The organism is Streptomyces sp. NPDC107498 (assembly GCF_055582805.1).
Genome location: NZ_JBVJPE010000019.1, coordinates 90,623 through 104,761 on the forward strand (window position 1 = coordinate 90,623; position 14,139 = coordinate 104,761).

Consider the following 14,139-nt stretch of genomic DNA (forward strand, 5'->3'; position numbering starts at 1 on the left):
CAGAAGGAGCAACGAGCGTGATCCGCGCCGCCGTCCTGCCCGCCGTCGGCTCTCCGCTGGAGATCACCGGCATCGAACTCCCCGAGCCCGGCCCCGGCCGGGTCCGGGTCCGGCTCGCCGCCGCCGGGGTCTGCCACTCCGACCTCTCCCTCTCGAACGGCACCATGCGCGTGCCCGTCCCGGCCGTCCTCGGCCACGAGGGCGCGGGCACCGTCGTCTCCGTCGGCGAGGGCGTCACCCACGTCGCCCCCGGCGACGGCGTCGTCCTCAACTGGGCGCCCTCCTGCGGAAGGTGCCACCCCTGCTCGCTCGGCGAGGTCTGGCTCTGCGCCGACGCGCTGACCGGCGCGGCGAACGTCCACGCCCGCACCGAGGACGGCACCGAGCTCCACCCCGGGCTGAACGTCGCCGCCTTCGCCGAGGAGACGGTCGTCGCCGCGAACTGCGTCCTGCCCGCCCCGGAGGGGGTGCCGCTCACCGACGCGGCCCTCCTCGGCTGCGCCGTCCTCACCGGCTGGGGCGCCGTCCACCACTCCGCCCGGGTCCGGGAGGGCGAGACCGTCGCCGTCTTCGGCGTCGGCGGAGTGGGCCTCGCCACGCTCCAGGCCGCCCGGATCGCGGGCGCGTCGACGATCGTCGCCGTGGACGTCTCCCCGGAGAAGGAGGCGCTGGCGCGGGCCGCCGGAGCCACCGATTACCTCGTCGCCTCCGGGACCACCGCCAGGGACGTCCGGAAGCTGACCGGCGGTCAGGGCGTCGACGTGGCCGTCGAGTGCGTCGGCCGGGCCGTCACCATCCGGACCGCCTGGGAGTCCACCCGGCGCGGCGGCCGCACCACGGTCGTCGGCATCGGCGGCAAGGACCAGCAGGTCACCTTCAACGCCCTGGAGATCTTCCACTGGGGCCGCACCCTGGCGGGCTGCGTCTACGGCAACTCGAACCCGGCCGAGGACCTGCCGGTGCTCGCGGAGCACATCCGGGCCGGCCGGTTCGACCTCGGCTCCCTCGTCACCGAGCGGATCACCCTGGAGGGCATCCCGGGCGCCTTCGAGAACATGCTCGCGGGCCGGGGCGGCCGGGCCCTGGTCGTCTTCTGACCCCGACGGGCGGAGGCCCGTACCGGCACACACCGGTACGGGCCCCCGTGCTTCGCGCGGCGCGTCAGAGGTCGAGCACCAGACGCTCGCCGCACGAGCGGCCCACGCAGATCATCATCGTCGCCCCCGAGGCCTTCTCGTCCTCGCCGAGGACGGAGTCGTGGTGCTCGGGCGTCCCGGCGATCACCTTCGTCTCACAGGTGCCGCACCAGCCCTCCTCGCAGGAGTACGCCACACCCGGCACCACCTCGCGCACGGCGTCGAGCAGGGTCCGGCCGGGCTCCACGCGCAGGACCCGCCCGGTCCGCCGCAGCTCGACCTCGAAACCGCCCTCGCCGGGGGACCTCTCCACCGGCGCCGCACCGAACCGCTCCGTGTGCAGCGGACCCGGCCACCGCTCCTCCACCGCCCGCAACAACCCCTCGGGGCCGCAGCAGTAGACGACCGTCCCGGCGGGCTGCCCGGCCAGGACGGCGTCCAGGTCGGGCAGCCCCGCCGTGTCCTGCGGGACGAGCGTGACCTCCGGGAGTCCGGCGAGTTCCTCGCGGTACGCCATGGACGCCAGGCTCCGGCCGCCGTACAGCAGGGACCACGAGCCCGGCGGCAGGGAGCGGATCATCGGCAGCAGCGGGGTGATGCCGATGCCGCCCGCGACGAACAGGTACCGCTCGGCGGGCAGCAGCGGGAACCGGTTGAACGGACCGCGCACCGCGAGGACCGTGCCCTCGTCGACGGCGGTGTGGATCTCCTCGGAGCCGCCCCGGCCCGCCGGCTCGCGCAACACCCCGAGCCGGTACGTGCTCCGGTCCGCCGGATCGCCGCAGAGCGAGTAGTGCCGGACCGTGCCCGACGGCAGCGTCACCTCCAGATGGGCGCCCGGCTCCCAGGGCGCCAGGTCGGCGCCCGCGGGGTCGGCGAGCAGCAGCCCGCGGACCCCCTCGGCCTCCCGGACGACCGAGCGGACCGTCAGTCGGACCGTGGACATGGCATCACCTCGACGTCCGGGTCGGCGGCAGCAGCGGCTCCGGCCACACCCGGCACACCACCCCGTACAGCACGGCGGCGACCAGGAAGGAGGCCGGCAGACTCAGGTCCACCCCGCCCGTGAGGTCGGTCAACGGACCGGTGTACAGCGGGTTGTTGACCCACAGCACCCCCACGAAGGCGCCGGCCGCGAAGGCCCCGGCGGCCCTCGGGTTGACCCCGCCCGTGTACCAGTACCGACCGCCGCCGCCCGTGGTGAACGACCGCAGCGCCTCCGCGTCGTACCGGCCCCGGTGGAGCACGTACCCGACGGAGAGCACGGCGGCCCACGGGGCCACGACCGTGAGCAGCAGCGTCACGAACGCCGACATGGCGTCCATCGCGTCGTACACCACCGCCCCGAGGTACAGCACGGCCGCCGCGAGCAGCGCGACCACCGTGGTCACGGCGGCCCGCGAGGAGCGCCAGAACACCGAGTTGGCGGAGAGGCCGGCCGCGTACAGGCACAGCCCGGCCTGCGGCAGGGTGCCCGCGAAGCCGAAGACCACCACGGCCACCGCGAACCAGCCCGGCACGGCGTCCGTGAGGCCCTGCAGCCACGGCTCGTCGGGCACGGGGAAGAGCGTCGTCACGTACGCGCCGGTGAGCAGGGCCACGAGACTGCTGAGGAACATCGAGACGCCGCTCGCCCGCACCACCCGGCCGGTGGGGGTGGTGGCCGGCATGTAGCGGGTGTAGTCGCCCTGGAAGGTGGCGTACGACAGGGGCACGGTCGCGGACGCGGTGGCCGCGAGCAGCCACGTGTGCAGGGTGCTGTCGAGCGCCAGGGCCCCGCCGGCGTATCCCGCGTCGAAGCGGGGGGCGAGCACGAGGGCGGTGCCGAGCAGGACCGCCCCGCCGGTGACCGCCGTGATCCGGTACGTCCGGACCAGCGTCTCGTGGCCGCGCACGGCGACCAGCGCGACCGCCGCCGCCGTCACGAACATCGCGACGGTCAGCGCGCCCGGGCCCGTCGGCGTGGAGAACAGCCGGTGCCCCGCGACCATGACGGCCGTGCCGCCCGTCCACACCGCGATGGCGAAGAAGCCGAGCGCCGTCACCACCGTGATGACGTTGCCGACGACCCTGCCCCGCACCCCGAAGTGCGCCCCGCTCGACACCGGATCGTTGGTGCCGGTGCGGACGCCGAACCGGGCGAGCGGCGCGAGAAGCGCCGTCCCGACGGCGACCCCCGCCGCGATCGCGCTCGCCGAGGCCCACCAGCCGAGGCCGAAGACCACGGGCAGCGCGCCGAGCACCACCGTGCCGAACGAGAACTGCGCGGAGGGCCAGATCCAGCCGAAGTCGCCCGGCGTCGAGGTGCGCTCCGCCTCGGGCACCGGCGCGATGCCGTCGTGGTCGACCGCCGCACGGGGCGGCGTCGCGGTGGACGCCGCCCCGGTCGGTGTGGTGGTCATGAGGCGCCCCCGGCGAGCTCCTCGGGACGGTCCTGACCGGGCAGCACGTCGACCACCCGGAGGGCGGCGCAGGCCGCCCCCGAGGTGCGCTCGCCGCTGTTCAGGTCGAAGGTCGTGTGGTGCAGGGGGCAGGTGATCCGGAGCCTGTCCCCGTCGACCCTGCCGTACTTCAGCCGGCCCCCGCGGTGGGGGCAGAGGGCGGCCGCGAGGACCTTGCGGCCACCGACCTCGACCAGGACCAGGTCCTCGGTCACCTGACGGACGACGGGCTCGTCTGAGCTCCGCCGCGCGGCGGGCACGGCCGTCATGCGACGGTCTCCCGCGCCCGCGCGATCGCCGTCTCCGTGGCCTCGCCGACGATGTCGGAGGCCAGCCGCACGCCCGCCCAGATCTTCGCGAGGTCCGGCTCTTCGAGCGCCCGGATCGCCGTACGCATGTGGTTGCTGTGGTACGAGTCGATGTACAGGTGCTCGGTGTAGTAGGCGTCGTGGACGATCCCGAGCCGCCGCGCCGCGCGGGCGAAGCTCTGGAAGGCGTACAGGACGCTGGTCTCGAAGTAGGCGTACGCCCCCAGGAAGTACTGGGGAGACGGCGCCCGGCTCGCCAGCCAGTGGAACATGTTGACGTACGCGTAGCACTCCGGGGCGGTCTCGTCGAGGTAGTCGTCGAGGTCCAGGCTCATGCCGAGCTCGGTGAGCAGGTCCCGGTAGAGCTGGGAGTGCGCCTTCTCCTCGTTGCCGCAGCCGAGCTCGTCGATCAGGACCCGGAAGACCGCCATCGCCGAGCGGTACGGCAGCCGGGGGACGACCGGGAGCAGCGACTCGGACTCGGTGAGCCCGTCGAGCGCGAACTGCCGCACGATCACCTTGAACTGGTCGAGCGTCGCGTGCTCGGCGAGGAAGATCGCGCTCTCCGGGAGTGCGGCCTCCTCCTCGGCGAGGAACTCCTTGAGCGCCTGGAGCAGTTCGCCGGCCGAGCCGAAGTCGGGGGCGGAGGCCTCGTAGGCCCGCGCCTTCGGCAGGATCCACCGCTCCTCGATCGCGGTCATCGAGCCGTAGTCGCCGAGGTTGGGCACCCGCCGGTAGAGGGAGTGGAGTTCGCGCTGGGAGGTCGCGGCCGGGGCCGCGATCGAGTGCGCGGCCACCGGAACGGAGGACTCGGCGAGGGGGGAGGCGGGGGTGGTGCTCATGCCGCCTTCGCCTCCTCGTGCGTGGTGGGGGAGGAGATCACGCCGCGCGCGTGCAGCTCCTTCTTCACCCACCGGTACCAGTCGTCGCGGAAGACGCCGTACTTCTCGCAGACGGCGTTGATCTCCGCCTGGCGGTCCGGGGTCGGGTCGACCAGCATCGCGTTGCACAGGCCGGGTTCGAGGTTGGCCAGTGGGCCGATGAAGCCCTGGATGCCGCGGGCGTCGACGAGGAGGTTCTCCCAGCCCTCGAAGACCGGGATGCCGGTGCCGGCCTCGGCCATCCTGCGGGTGAAGGCGGCGTCGCCGCTGGACTCCTTGATGCCGACGATCCCGGAGATCTCCTTGCAGATCCGGATCAGGGTGTCGAACTCGATGCGGTTGCCCGACAGCGCCTCCTCGTTGTAGAGGAAGATCGGTATGTCGAGGGCCGCACGGATCGCCCGGTAGTGCTCGACGATCTGGTCCTGCGTCACGTCGGCGCCGAACGGCGTGGTGACGACGACGGCGTCGGCGCCGATCTCGGCGGCCGTGCGGGCCCGGTCGATCACCGAGGCGGTGTCGGGAAGCTGGATCCCGGCGAGCACGGGGAGGCCGTCGGCGTGCTTGACGGTGTACGTGACGACGTCCTGCCACTGCCGGGCGTCGAGCTTCCAGCCCTCACCGGAGGTCAGGGCCGGCATGAGGCCCGTGACCTCGGCCCGGATGTGGTCCAGGAGCCGGACGACGCTCTGCTCGTCGACGGTGCCGTGCTCGTCGAGGGGGGTGATCAGCGGGACGACGGTCCCGGAGTAGGTGTCAGGCATGAGAGAGGTGCCCTTCGAAATGGCTTCAGAGGTTGTCGGAGTCGACCGTCAGCACCAGCGAGCGCCGGTAGAGGTCCTCCAGGTACGCGGGGAACGAGGGCTCCTCGACGGCGCCGACCGGCACGACGGGCAGACCGGTCCTCCCGAGCAGCCGGGGGCTCGCCGTGTGCAGCGTGCCGCCCCGTCCGATGACCTGGGCGAGGAGCAGGCGCTCGTGCGTGGGCAGGCCTTCGAGCTCGGGGGTGGTGAAGGCCCGCCGCAGGTCGTCCTCGTCGTACGGGACGCGGTCGATGGCCAGGTCGGTGTGGAGGACGTCCATGAACGGGTAGTACTCGTCCTGGACCTTCCGCTCGTAGCCCCACACCAGGTCGTCGCAGCGGCCGACCTGCTCCCAGTTCATCACGACCCGGCCGGCGTCCCCGGCGGCCAGCCGGCCGGCGAAGAAGGCCTTGGCGCCGGTGCGGACGGCGTCGTCCTCGCTGTGCATGCCCATGAAGAGGGTGGCGTCGATGAACACCGTGGGGGCGTGCTCGGTCGCCTCGGGGGTGGCGTCAGGCCGCATAGCGCTCGAGCACCTTCCGCATCCGCTCCATCGCGCCGGCGAACACCTCGGGCTCGCGGGCCAGGGCCAGGCGGACGAAGCGCTCGCCCTTCTCCTTGGTGTTCCAGTAGAAGAAGGTGCCCGGCAGGACGTACACCTCCTCGTCGAAGAGGACGGCCTGGAGCTGGGTGGCGGTCAGGTGCTCCGGCTTGATGCGGAACCAGGCGACGCTGGTGCCGACGACCGGCTCCTGGAACTCCAGGATGGTGCCGTCGAGGGCGGCGCGGGCGGCGTCGCCGTTGGTCTTGATGATGTCGCGGACGGAGGCGAAGCCGTCGGTGATGGAGTCCTCGATGTACTGCGTGACCATGTTGAGGACGAACGGCGAGACGTTCAGGAGGACGCTGGTGTGGAGGTTGTAGACCTCCTCCTGGATGTCCCGGCTGGCGGTGATCATGGCGCACTTGGCGTCCTGGATCGGCCAGGTCTTGCCGGTGTCCTCCATGACCATGTAGGTCACGCCGGACTCCTCCAGGAGCTTGTAGATGTCGACGCGGCCGATGCCCTCGTCGCACAGCGCGAAGGAGGCGAAGCAGAAGTCCATCACCAGGACCTTGTCGTGGTCCACGCAGTAGCGCACGACCTCGGCGAAGCCCTCCAGCTTCTCGGCGAGCAGGGTGAAGCCGGTGGGGTTGTTCGGGTCGACCAGGTAGATGGCGTCCGCGTCGATCGACTCGACCAGGCGCTCGTAGATGGCGTCCTTGTCGTGCAGCACCGACTCGTCCACCGGCCCGAGCGGCACCTGCATGTTGCGCAGCAGGTCGACCAGGTTGTCGAAGCAGGGCTCCACCAGCTGCACCGACATGCCGCGCTGCTTGAGGAACATGCCGGCGACCATGGTGGAGACGCTGGCGGAGTACGAAAGGAGCGTGCGGTCCATCGCCCGGGCGGTGGGCTGCTGGTGCAGGCGGAAGAAGGCGTCGACGAACTGGCGCTCGAAGTGCGCCTGCTGCTTCGACTCCGACTCGTGCCAGAGCTCGGGGAGCCGCGAGACGATCCGCTCCTGCGAGGCCGACTGGCGCTGGTGCGTGTGGGCGTCGGCCAGGTTGAACCGGGTCTTCAGGGCCTCGATCTCGTGCTGGGTGAGGTCGACGAAGGTGCTGACGTCTGCCTTGTCGGTCAACGACATGAAGATCTCCCGCTGTCGATACGAAACTCGTCCGGAATTCCGGCGGCGCAAACGACTGTAGGAGCTTCGAGCGGCCTTGCGAATAACGGGCGGGTCACGCAATTAATAATCACCGCGATGTTCTGCCGGAGAAAAAAGGGAACGACGGCCAGGCATCCCCCCGAAAGGGAATGCCTGGCCGTCGTTCGTTTTCCTCGGCCGCCGGCGGCGGCTTCTCCGCTACTCCGTGGCGGCCCGCAGCAGGATGTCCTCGTACACCTTCGGGTCGTCCGAGGCGATCACCGGCCAGCCGATGCCGTACGCGCCCTCCCAGCCCACGTCGATGCCGGGGTTGGCGTGGTCGGAACCGTCGGGCAGGAACAGGTGCGGGCTGCAGTTCACGCGGTCGCTCTTGGACAGCGCGGCCTGGTCGGCGAGGGCCCGGCGGGCCCGCCCGTCGTCCAGCGCCTCGGTGAGGGCGTCGACGTCGACGGCGCCCGTCTCCGCGGCCACGTCCAGGATCACCTTGCGGTGGCTGATGCAGCGCGACTCAGCCCAGAAGGCCCGGCGGAGCCCGAGGTCGAGCTGCTCCGAGGCGTTCAGGCTCTGCTCCTTCGCGGCGAGCACCGCCTCCAGGGCGGGCAGCGTCGTCGACGGGTACAGCCAGTCCTTGGCCTGCCACAGCTGCCAGCCGGCGGCCGGCTCCAGGCTGGCCATCCGGGCGACCTCGCTGTCCGTGCCGGGCCGCGGGCTCGGGGCGTCGTTCAGCAGCTCCAGCGGGAAGGCGCGCAGGTCGAAGGAGACCTGCTCCTCCAGGCCGAGGCGGGTCCGGGTCGCGTGCAGCCGGTGGATGGCGATGTGCGCGAAGGAACACCAGATGTCGGAGAAGACGGTGACGACTCCGCGCGGCGGGGTCAGGTCGGCGGTGGTCGGGTCGGACATGGTTCTCCTCTGTTCGGATGCGCGGGCCGGGCGGTGCTCAGCCGGCGCTGGACTCGTGGGCGTCGAGCGCCGCCTCGAGGTCGAGGTCGGCGTCCGGCAGCCAGGCGGGCAGGGACGGGATGCGGGCCATCGCGTCGAAGAGCCGGGGCACGGCGTTCTCCTCGACGGTCGGCCCGTGGGCGCTGAGCAGCCGCGCGGGACGCAGCGCCGCCAGCTCGTGCACGGGGCGGAGGAACTTGGCCTCGTCGACCAGCGCGGTCCACGGGGCTATCGCACGGTTCAGGACCTCGAAGCCATGGAAGAATTCTTCCTCGGAAAGATCGGTGAAGTCCTGGCGAATTTCTTCGACGACGGTTCCGAAGCTGTCGGAGCTGTAGAGCGTTCCATCGGAGTGGTCGAACACGGCGAGAGTTCCGGGTGAATCGAAGGTGGGCGGCCGGTGAAAGCTCAGCTCACGATCGCCGACTTTCATCCGGCTTCCCGGGTTCGCGGTCACCACCCGATCCTGCGGAATGCTGAACTCTTCCGATATTCGCGTCACCGATATCGCGTTGGCGAGCACCTTCGCGTGCGGCGCGGCCTCCAGGATCCGGCCGAGCGCGCCGGTGTGGTCACGGTCGTCGTGGGTGACGACGACCCAGCGCAGATCGGCCGGGTCGATCAGCGACCAGAGGGAGTCCAGGAAGCCCTCCCGGTCGACGGGCATGCCGGTGTCCACGAGGAGCGGCTGTCCGGACCGTACGAGGAAGGCGTTCACCGGCTGGTCGCCGAGGCCGGGGATGGGCAGGGCCGAGGGGAGGACGTGGATGTCCGGCCCGGCGGTGTAGGACGTTTTCACGGTTCACCTTTCATGACGCACCGAGCGGGCCGGGGGCCCCGGGCCGGGCCCGGGGCGTCGCCGGCCCCGGTCAGACGAGCTGGATGGTCAGGGAGCCGGCGATCAGCAGGGCGAGACCCAGGGCGCGCGGCTTGGTCAGGGAGCGCTGCGGGAGCTTGAACAGGCCCTTGTGGTCGATCAGCGCGGAGGTCAGCTGCTGCCCCGTCACGGTGAGGGCGATGGTCACGGCCGCGCCGATGGTGGGGATGAGCAGGAAGGTGCCGGTGACGTACGCGGCGGCGCAGGCGCCACCGAGCCAGCCCCACCAGGGCATCTTCTTCAGCGGGGCGATCTTGGGCTTCGGGGTCTTCCGGGTCGCGTAGAGCACGAGCAGGACGACGGCGATGGTGAAGGTCGCCACGGCGAAGCTGATCACGGCGACGGTGATGGGCTCCTTCAGCTGGGCGCGCAGCTGGGCGTTGACCGCGCCCTGGACCGGCAGCACACCGCCGGCGACGATGCCGAGGACGAGCCAGCCGACGCGGCCGGCGCTCGACATCTTGGGGGCGCCGGGAGGGGCCGCGGCCTTCATGCCCCGGATGATCACGACGATGCCCGCGAGCACGGCGAGGGCGCCGATGACGATGCCGACGCTCAGGTCCTTCTGCTTCAGGCCGAGGAGGCCGAAGAGGTCGAGGGCGAGCGAGGCGAACATCTGGCCGGTGACGAAGAGTCCGACGGCGGCGAGTGCGCCGAGCCGTGGGAACAGCAGGATGCCGCTGGTGATGTAGAGCGGGCTGGCGAGCCCGCCGAGGAGCTGCCACCACTCCACGTCGGGCAGCTTGCCGAGCGCGCCGAGTGCGCCGGCCGCCACCGCGAGCACGACGAGCAGCGTGGTCGCGACGCCGAGCTGGATGGTCGAAGCGCCGTACGGGGTGCCGACGGCCGAGTTGAGCTGGAGGTTCACCGAGGCCTGGACGGCCAGGAGGCAGCCGACCAGCAGGGCCGCGGCGAGGAGCGCGGTGTGCATCTGGATCTCCCTGGGGCGGGATGGCGAGCGGATAAGTGGACACTGAGTCCGTTTAGCATGCCATGCAACATGGCAAACGGACAAGGTGTCCACTTAGCCCCGAGGGAAGTAAGGTCTGGTCCATGAGCGACGACGAGCAGCGAGGTCGTGGAGCCGCCTCCGTGCACCGGGTCGGTGGACTCCTCGGCGATCTTCAGGCGGCGGACGAACAGCCGGTCGCCCCGCGCAGGCGCGCGGACGCGGAGCGGAACCGTGCCCAGATCCTGGCGGCGGCCGAGCAGCTCTTCGCCGAACAGGACCCGCGGTCGGTCACCATGGACCGGATCGCCAAGGCCGCGGGCGTCGGCCGCGCCACGCTGTACCGCAGCTTCCCCGATCCGTCCTCGGTCGCCGTGGCGCTGCTCGACGAGCACGAGCGCCGGCTTCAGGGGCAGCTCATCTACGGACCGCCGCCGCTCGGACCCGGCGCACCGGCCGGGGAGCGGCTCGCGGCGTTCTATCTGGCGATGCTCGATCTGCTCGAACGGCACCTGCCCCTGGCACTGGGGGCGGAGACCGGCCCCGCGCGCTTCCGGACGGGCGCGTACGGCTTCTGGCGCGTCCACGTCCGGACCCTGTTGGTCGACCACGGGGTCGAGGACCCGGACCCGCTGATCGACATCGCGCTCAGTCCGCTGTCGCCGGAGCTCTTCCAGTTCCAGCGGCACCAGCTCGGCCTGTCGGCCGAGCGCATCGGACGTTCGCTGACGGCCTTCGCCCGCCGGCTGCTGGAGTCAGGAGGCGGTCGCTGAACTGTCCTTCGACGGCGCCTTCGACGGAGTCCTCGACGGCACCTTCGACAGTGCCGGAGTCACCGGGTGGACGAGCCCCGGCAGGATCAACTCCCAGATGCGGCGGAGCCGTTCCTCGGCCGGGTCGTGCAGGGCGCCGCTCTCCGCGGGCCAGAGGTCGTCGGCCGGCGCGCCCGGACGGCGCATCTCCAGCTCGACCCCGGTGATCACGTAGCCGATCAGCGCCGCGACCGCCGTCGCGTCCACGCCCGGGCGCAGGGCCTTCTCCGCCGCCGCGTACCGCGCGAGGCGGCCCACCTCGCGCCGCCAGGGGCACTCCTGCCCGGGGCCGGGGTCGATCGACTGCAGCTCGCGGGCGAGGCGCTCCCCGGCCCGCGCCACGTGATCGGTCTCGAAGAGCCGGATCAGCGCGTGGGTGGTGATCACCAGTTTGTCGATCGCGGTGCCGCCCACGCCCTCCATGGATAAGCAGGCCGATTCGACCGTGATCCGGGTGACCGCGCGGGCCCGCCCGCGCACCGCGGTCGCCAGGTCCGACTTGGTCGCGAAATGGAAGACCAGGGCGCCGGTCGTCACCTGCGCCTCACCGGCGATCCGGGCGAGGGACGCCCGCTCGTACCCCACCCTGTCGAACACCCGCGCGGCTGACGACAGGATCTCCTGTCTCGTCCGCTCCGCCCGCTGCTGAATCGCCATGAGCTCCCCCGTGGGCTTGCGCGAAGGCGCCGGACCGTTGTGTTCCGGCCCGCGCCTGTGACCGCCTCGAAACTATCCGGCCGGGGAGCGGCGAAACGTGGCTTCTCGTCCGCCCGGCCGGATCTGGGGCTTGACACTCGCCTTCATCCCAGGTCGCGGGCGCCCGATCGCCGTGAACCGCCCTCGAACTGACCGGAACCGGAGGTATGGCCTGTCAGGTGGATTCGGCCGTTCCGGCGGCGACGGCGGCCCGCGCCCGGGAGCGGGATACGGCCACGCCCGCGAGGCACAGCGCGCCCCCGGCGAGCGTGAGCAGACCCGGCAGTTCGCCCAGGAACGCCCACGCGAGGACCACGACGAGCGCGGGCACGGCGTACGTCGTCGCGCCCATCCGGCCCGCGGTCGTACGGGCGAGGGCGTAGGCCCAGGTCGTGAACGCGAGCGCGGTCGGGAACACCCCCAGATAGACCATGTTCAGGGTCGCCGACAGCGGGGCCCGGCCCGCCTCCTCGACCAGCCGCCCGGCGAAGGGCAGACAGGCCGCCGCACCCACCAGGCACCCGAAGGTCGTCACCTGGAGCGCGCCGGCGTGCGCGAGCGCCGGCTTCTGGGCCACGACCCCGCCCGCGTACGCCGCCGCCGCGAGCAGACAGAGGACCACCCCGAGCACGGAGGCGTGCCCGCCGGAGCCACCGCCGGACATCGACAGGCCGACGGTCACCGCTCCCGCGAAGGAGACCGCCATGCCGGCGAGCAGCCGGGGCGGCAGCGACTCCCCGAGGAACCGCGCGCCGAGCAGCGCGATCAGGATCGGTCCGATGTTCACCACCATGGCCGCCGTTCCCGCGTCGACCTCCTGCTCGCCCCAGTTCAGGACCACCATGTACACCCCGAACCACAGCAGCCCCGAGGTCACGATCCCCGGCCAGGCGGCCCGCGGCGGCAGCCCCTCCCGCCGCACCAGGAGCACGGCCCCGAGGACCAGCGCCCCGGTGAGCAGCCGGCCGAGCGCGAGCGCACCGGGGGAGTAGGCGGCCCCGGCGCTGCGGATGGAGACGAAGGCGGAGGCCCACAGGACCACGGTGACACCGGCGGCGGCGAGCGCGAGCCGGGAGGATTGCTTCTGCATGCCCCGACCGTAGGCGGTGGACCGTTCGGCGCTCACCGCAATGTCGGGCGGGGCGGTACGGGCGACGGGAGGGGCTCGGTCCGCCCGGCCCGGCGACCGTTCCGCTCAGCGCAGGGCCGTCGCCGGGATGCCGAGGCCGGCCCGCAGGGCCGTCTCGCCCGTCGGCGTCACCTTCACCGCCCGCTCGGAGCCGATCCGCACGCACCACCCGGCGTCGAGCGCGTGCCGGCACAGAGCGGCGCCCGCGAGCCCCGCGAGGTGCGGGCGGCGCTCGGTCCAGTCGAGGCAGCCGCGTGCGACGGGCCGCCGCCCCTGCCGTACGAGGGCGATGCCCTGCTCGTCGAACCAGGCCAGGCCCCGGTCCGTGAGCGCGAACCCGGTGTCCTGGCGCAGCAGTCCGCGGTCCGTCATCGCGTCGGCGATCGCGATGCCGAGCCGTCCCGCGAGGTGGTCGTAGCAGGTCCGGCCGCGCGCCATCGCCTGCCCGGCGCTCGCGGCGCGCAGCGAGCGGGGCGGCGGGGACACCTCGGGCTCCGACCGGGCGGCCAGGTCCTCCACGAGGTGCGCGACGCCGGGGTCCGCGAGGCGCACGTACCGGTGTCTGCCCTGCCGTTCCTCCGCGAGCACCCCGCCCGCCACCAGCTTCCCGAGGTGCTCGCTGGCGGTGGACGGCGCCACCCCGGCGTGCCGGGCGAGCTCCCCGGCGGTCCAGGCCCGCCCGTCGAGCAGGGCGAGCAGGAACGCGGCGCGGCTCTCGTCCGCGAAGAGCGCCGCGAGCGCGGCGAGATCACTGGCTGCCATGGGTCGAGCCTGCCGCACTCATGCTTCGGTGGTGGCCGAACCGCGAGGTGCTCCGGCCGGGATCGCCTCGTACTGCAGCCGCAGGCCGTCGAGCAGCGCCCGCAGGCCCGTCTCGAACGCGCCCTCGTCGACCTTCTGGCGGCGCTCCGCGAGGAGGTGGGCCTGGCCGAGGTGGGGGTAGTCGGCCGGGTCGTAGGCCGTCTCGTCGTCGACGAAGCCGCGGGCGAAGGAGCCGAGGGCGGAGCCGGTGACGAAGTACCGCATCAGCGCGCCGATGGAGGTGGCCTGGGCCGGGGGCCAGCCCGCGCGGACCATCGCGCCGAAGACCGCGTCGGCGACCTTCAGGCCCGCCGGGCGGCGGCCCGGGCCCTGGGCGAGGACGGGGACGACGTGCGGGTGGTCGGCGAGGGCGGCGCGGTAGGAGACCGCCCAGTCGTGCAGCGCCGTCCACCAGTCCCGGCCGTCGTCCGCCGCGAACATCGACAGGTCGACCTTCGCGCTCACCGCGTCCGCGACCGCGTCCAGGATCTCGTCCTTCGTGCGGAAGTGGTTGTAGAGCGAGGGCCCGCTCACGCCGAGTTCTGCGGCGAGCCGCCGGGTGGAGAGCGCCGCGAGGCCCTCCGCGTCCACGAGCGCGCCCGCCGTCTCGACGATGCGTTCTCGGCTGAGCAGGGGCTTGCGCGGTCGGGCCATG

The 14,139-nt window shown here is 72.4% G+C and carries 16 protein-coding genes; 2 read left to right on the plus strand and 14 right to left on the minus strand.

All coding sequences use genetic code 11. The features are described 5' to 3' along the window. Positions 1-17: 17 nt before the first annotated feature. Entirely contained in the window at positions 18-1,097 is a 1,080-nt protein-coding gene (locus ACZ66Z_RS28405) for a Zn-dependent alcohol dehydrogenase (protein WP_469938207.1), read from the plus strand. A gap of 64 nt (positions 1,098-1,161) precedes the next feature. On the opposite strand, the gene ACZ66Z_RS28410 is transcribed toward ACZ66Z_RS28405, so the two are convergent. The 10 genes from ACZ66Z_RS28410 to ACZ66Z_RS28455 all read right to left on the minus strand — a co-directional run bounded on the left by ACZ66Z_RS28410 (position 1,162) and on the right by ACZ66Z_RS28455 (position 10,028). Next, the gene (locus tag ACZ66Z_RS28410) at positions 1,162-2,082 is read right to left on the minus strand and encodes a PDR/VanB family oxidoreductase (protein ID WP_469938208.1); all 921 of its coding nucleotides are present in this window, start codon (positions 2,080-2,082) and stop codon (positions 1,162-1,164) included. Between the two features lie 4 nt (positions 2,083-2,086). Continuing rightward, a complete protein-coding gene (locus tag ACZ66Z_RS28415) occupies positions 2,087-3,538 on the minus strand; it encodes a purine-cytosine permease family protein (RefSeq protein WP_469938209.1) in 1,452 nt (483 codons plus the stop codon). Continuing rightward, a complete protein-coding gene (locus ACZ66Z_RS28420; RefSeq protein WP_469938210.1) occupies positions 3,535-3,846 on the minus strand; it encodes a Rieske (2Fe-2S) protein in 312 nt (103 codons plus the stop codon). The genes ACZ66Z_RS28415 and ACZ66Z_RS28420 overlap by 4 nt, the downstream gene beginning before the upstream one ends. Beyond that, positions 3,843-4,727: an iron-containing redox enzyme family protein gene (locus tag ACZ66Z_RS28425; RefSeq protein WP_469938211.1), complete on the minus strand. Its 885-nt coding sequence runs from the start codon at positions 4,725-4,727 to the stop codon at positions 3,843-3,845. Before ACZ66Z_RS28425 ends, ACZ66Z_RS28420 begins: the two co-directional genes overlap by 4 nt. After that, on the minus strand, positions 4,724-5,530 hold the full coding sequence (locus ACZ66Z_RS28430; protein WP_469938212.1) for a dihydrodipicolinate synthase family protein: 807 nt from the start codon (positions 5,528-5,530) through the stop codon (positions 4,724-4,726). The genes ACZ66Z_RS28425 and ACZ66Z_RS28430 overlap by 4 nt, the downstream gene beginning before the upstream one ends. A gap of 25 nt (positions 5,531-5,555) precedes the next feature. Further along, entirely contained in the window at positions 5,556-6,092 is a 537-nt protein-coding gene (locus tag ACZ66Z_RS28435) for a DUF6190 family protein (protein ID WP_469938213.1), read from the minus strand. Further along, the gene (locus ACZ66Z_RS28440) at positions 6,082-7,260 is read right to left on the minus strand and encodes an aminotransferase class I/II-fold pyridoxal phosphate-dependent enzyme (RefSeq protein WP_469938214.1); all 1,179 of its coding nucleotides are present in this window, start codon (positions 7,258-7,260) and stop codon (positions 6,082-6,084) included. The genes ACZ66Z_RS28435 and ACZ66Z_RS28440 overlap by 11 nt, the downstream gene beginning before the upstream one ends. Before the next feature lie 219 nt (positions 7,261-7,479). Next, on the minus strand, positions 7,480-8,181 hold the full coding sequence (locus tag ACZ66Z_RS28445) for a DsbA family oxidoreductase (RefSeq protein WP_123450713.1): 702 nt from the start codon (positions 8,179-8,181) through the stop codon (positions 7,480-7,482). Between the two features lie 37 nt (positions 8,182-8,218). Next, the gene (locus tag ACZ66Z_RS28450; protein ID WP_469938215.1) at positions 8,219-9,019 is read right to left on the minus strand and encodes an MBL fold metallo-hydrolase; all 801 of its coding nucleotides are present in this window, start codon (positions 9,017-9,019) and stop codon (positions 8,219-8,221) included. 70 nt (positions 9,020-9,089) lie between these two features. Further along, complete coding sequence (locus ACZ66Z_RS28455; protein WP_469938216.1) at positions 9,090-10,028, minus strand: DMT family transporter; 939 nt, start codon at positions 10,026-10,028, stop codon at positions 9,090-9,092. A gap of 122 nt (positions 10,029-10,150) precedes the next feature. Here ACZ66Z_RS28455 and ACZ66Z_RS28460 point away from each other — a divergent pair, with 122 nt between their 5' ends. After that, a complete protein-coding gene (locus tag ACZ66Z_RS28460; protein ID WP_469938217.1) occupies positions 10,151-10,819 on the plus strand; it encodes a TetR/AcrR family transcriptional regulator in 669 nt (222 codons plus the stop codon). On the opposite strand, the gene ACZ66Z_RS28465 is transcribed toward ACZ66Z_RS28460, so the two are convergent. From ACZ66Z_RS28465 to ACZ66Z_RS28480, 4 genes are all read right to left on the minus strand, one after another. Further along, a complete protein-coding gene (locus tag ACZ66Z_RS28465; protein WP_469938218.1) occupies positions 10,802-11,515 on the minus strand; it encodes a TetR family transcriptional regulator in 714 nt (237 codons plus the stop codon). The two genes, ACZ66Z_RS28460 and ACZ66Z_RS28465, sit on opposite strands and share 18 nt — an antisense overlap. A 214-nt stretch (positions 11,516-11,729) precedes the next feature. Then, complete coding sequence (locus ACZ66Z_RS28470) at positions 11,730-12,644, minus strand: DMT family transporter (protein WP_469938219.1); 915 nt, start codon at positions 12,642-12,644, stop codon at positions 11,730-11,732. 105 nt (positions 12,645-12,749) lie between these two features. Beyond that, positions 12,750-13,445: an ArsR/SmtB family transcription factor gene (locus ACZ66Z_RS28475; RefSeq protein WP_469938220.1), complete on the minus strand. Its 696-nt coding sequence runs from the start codon at positions 13,443-13,445 to the stop codon at positions 12,750-12,752. Positions 13,446-13,463: 18 nt separating this feature from the next. After that, positions 13,464-14,138 carry a TetR/AcrR family transcriptional regulator gene (locus tag ACZ66Z_RS28480; protein ID WP_469938221.1) on the minus strand — a complete coding sequence of 225 codons (675 nt, stop codon included), beginning with the start codon at positions 14,136-14,138 and terminating at the stop codon, positions 13,464-13,466. Position 14,139 lies beyond the last annotated feature (1 nt).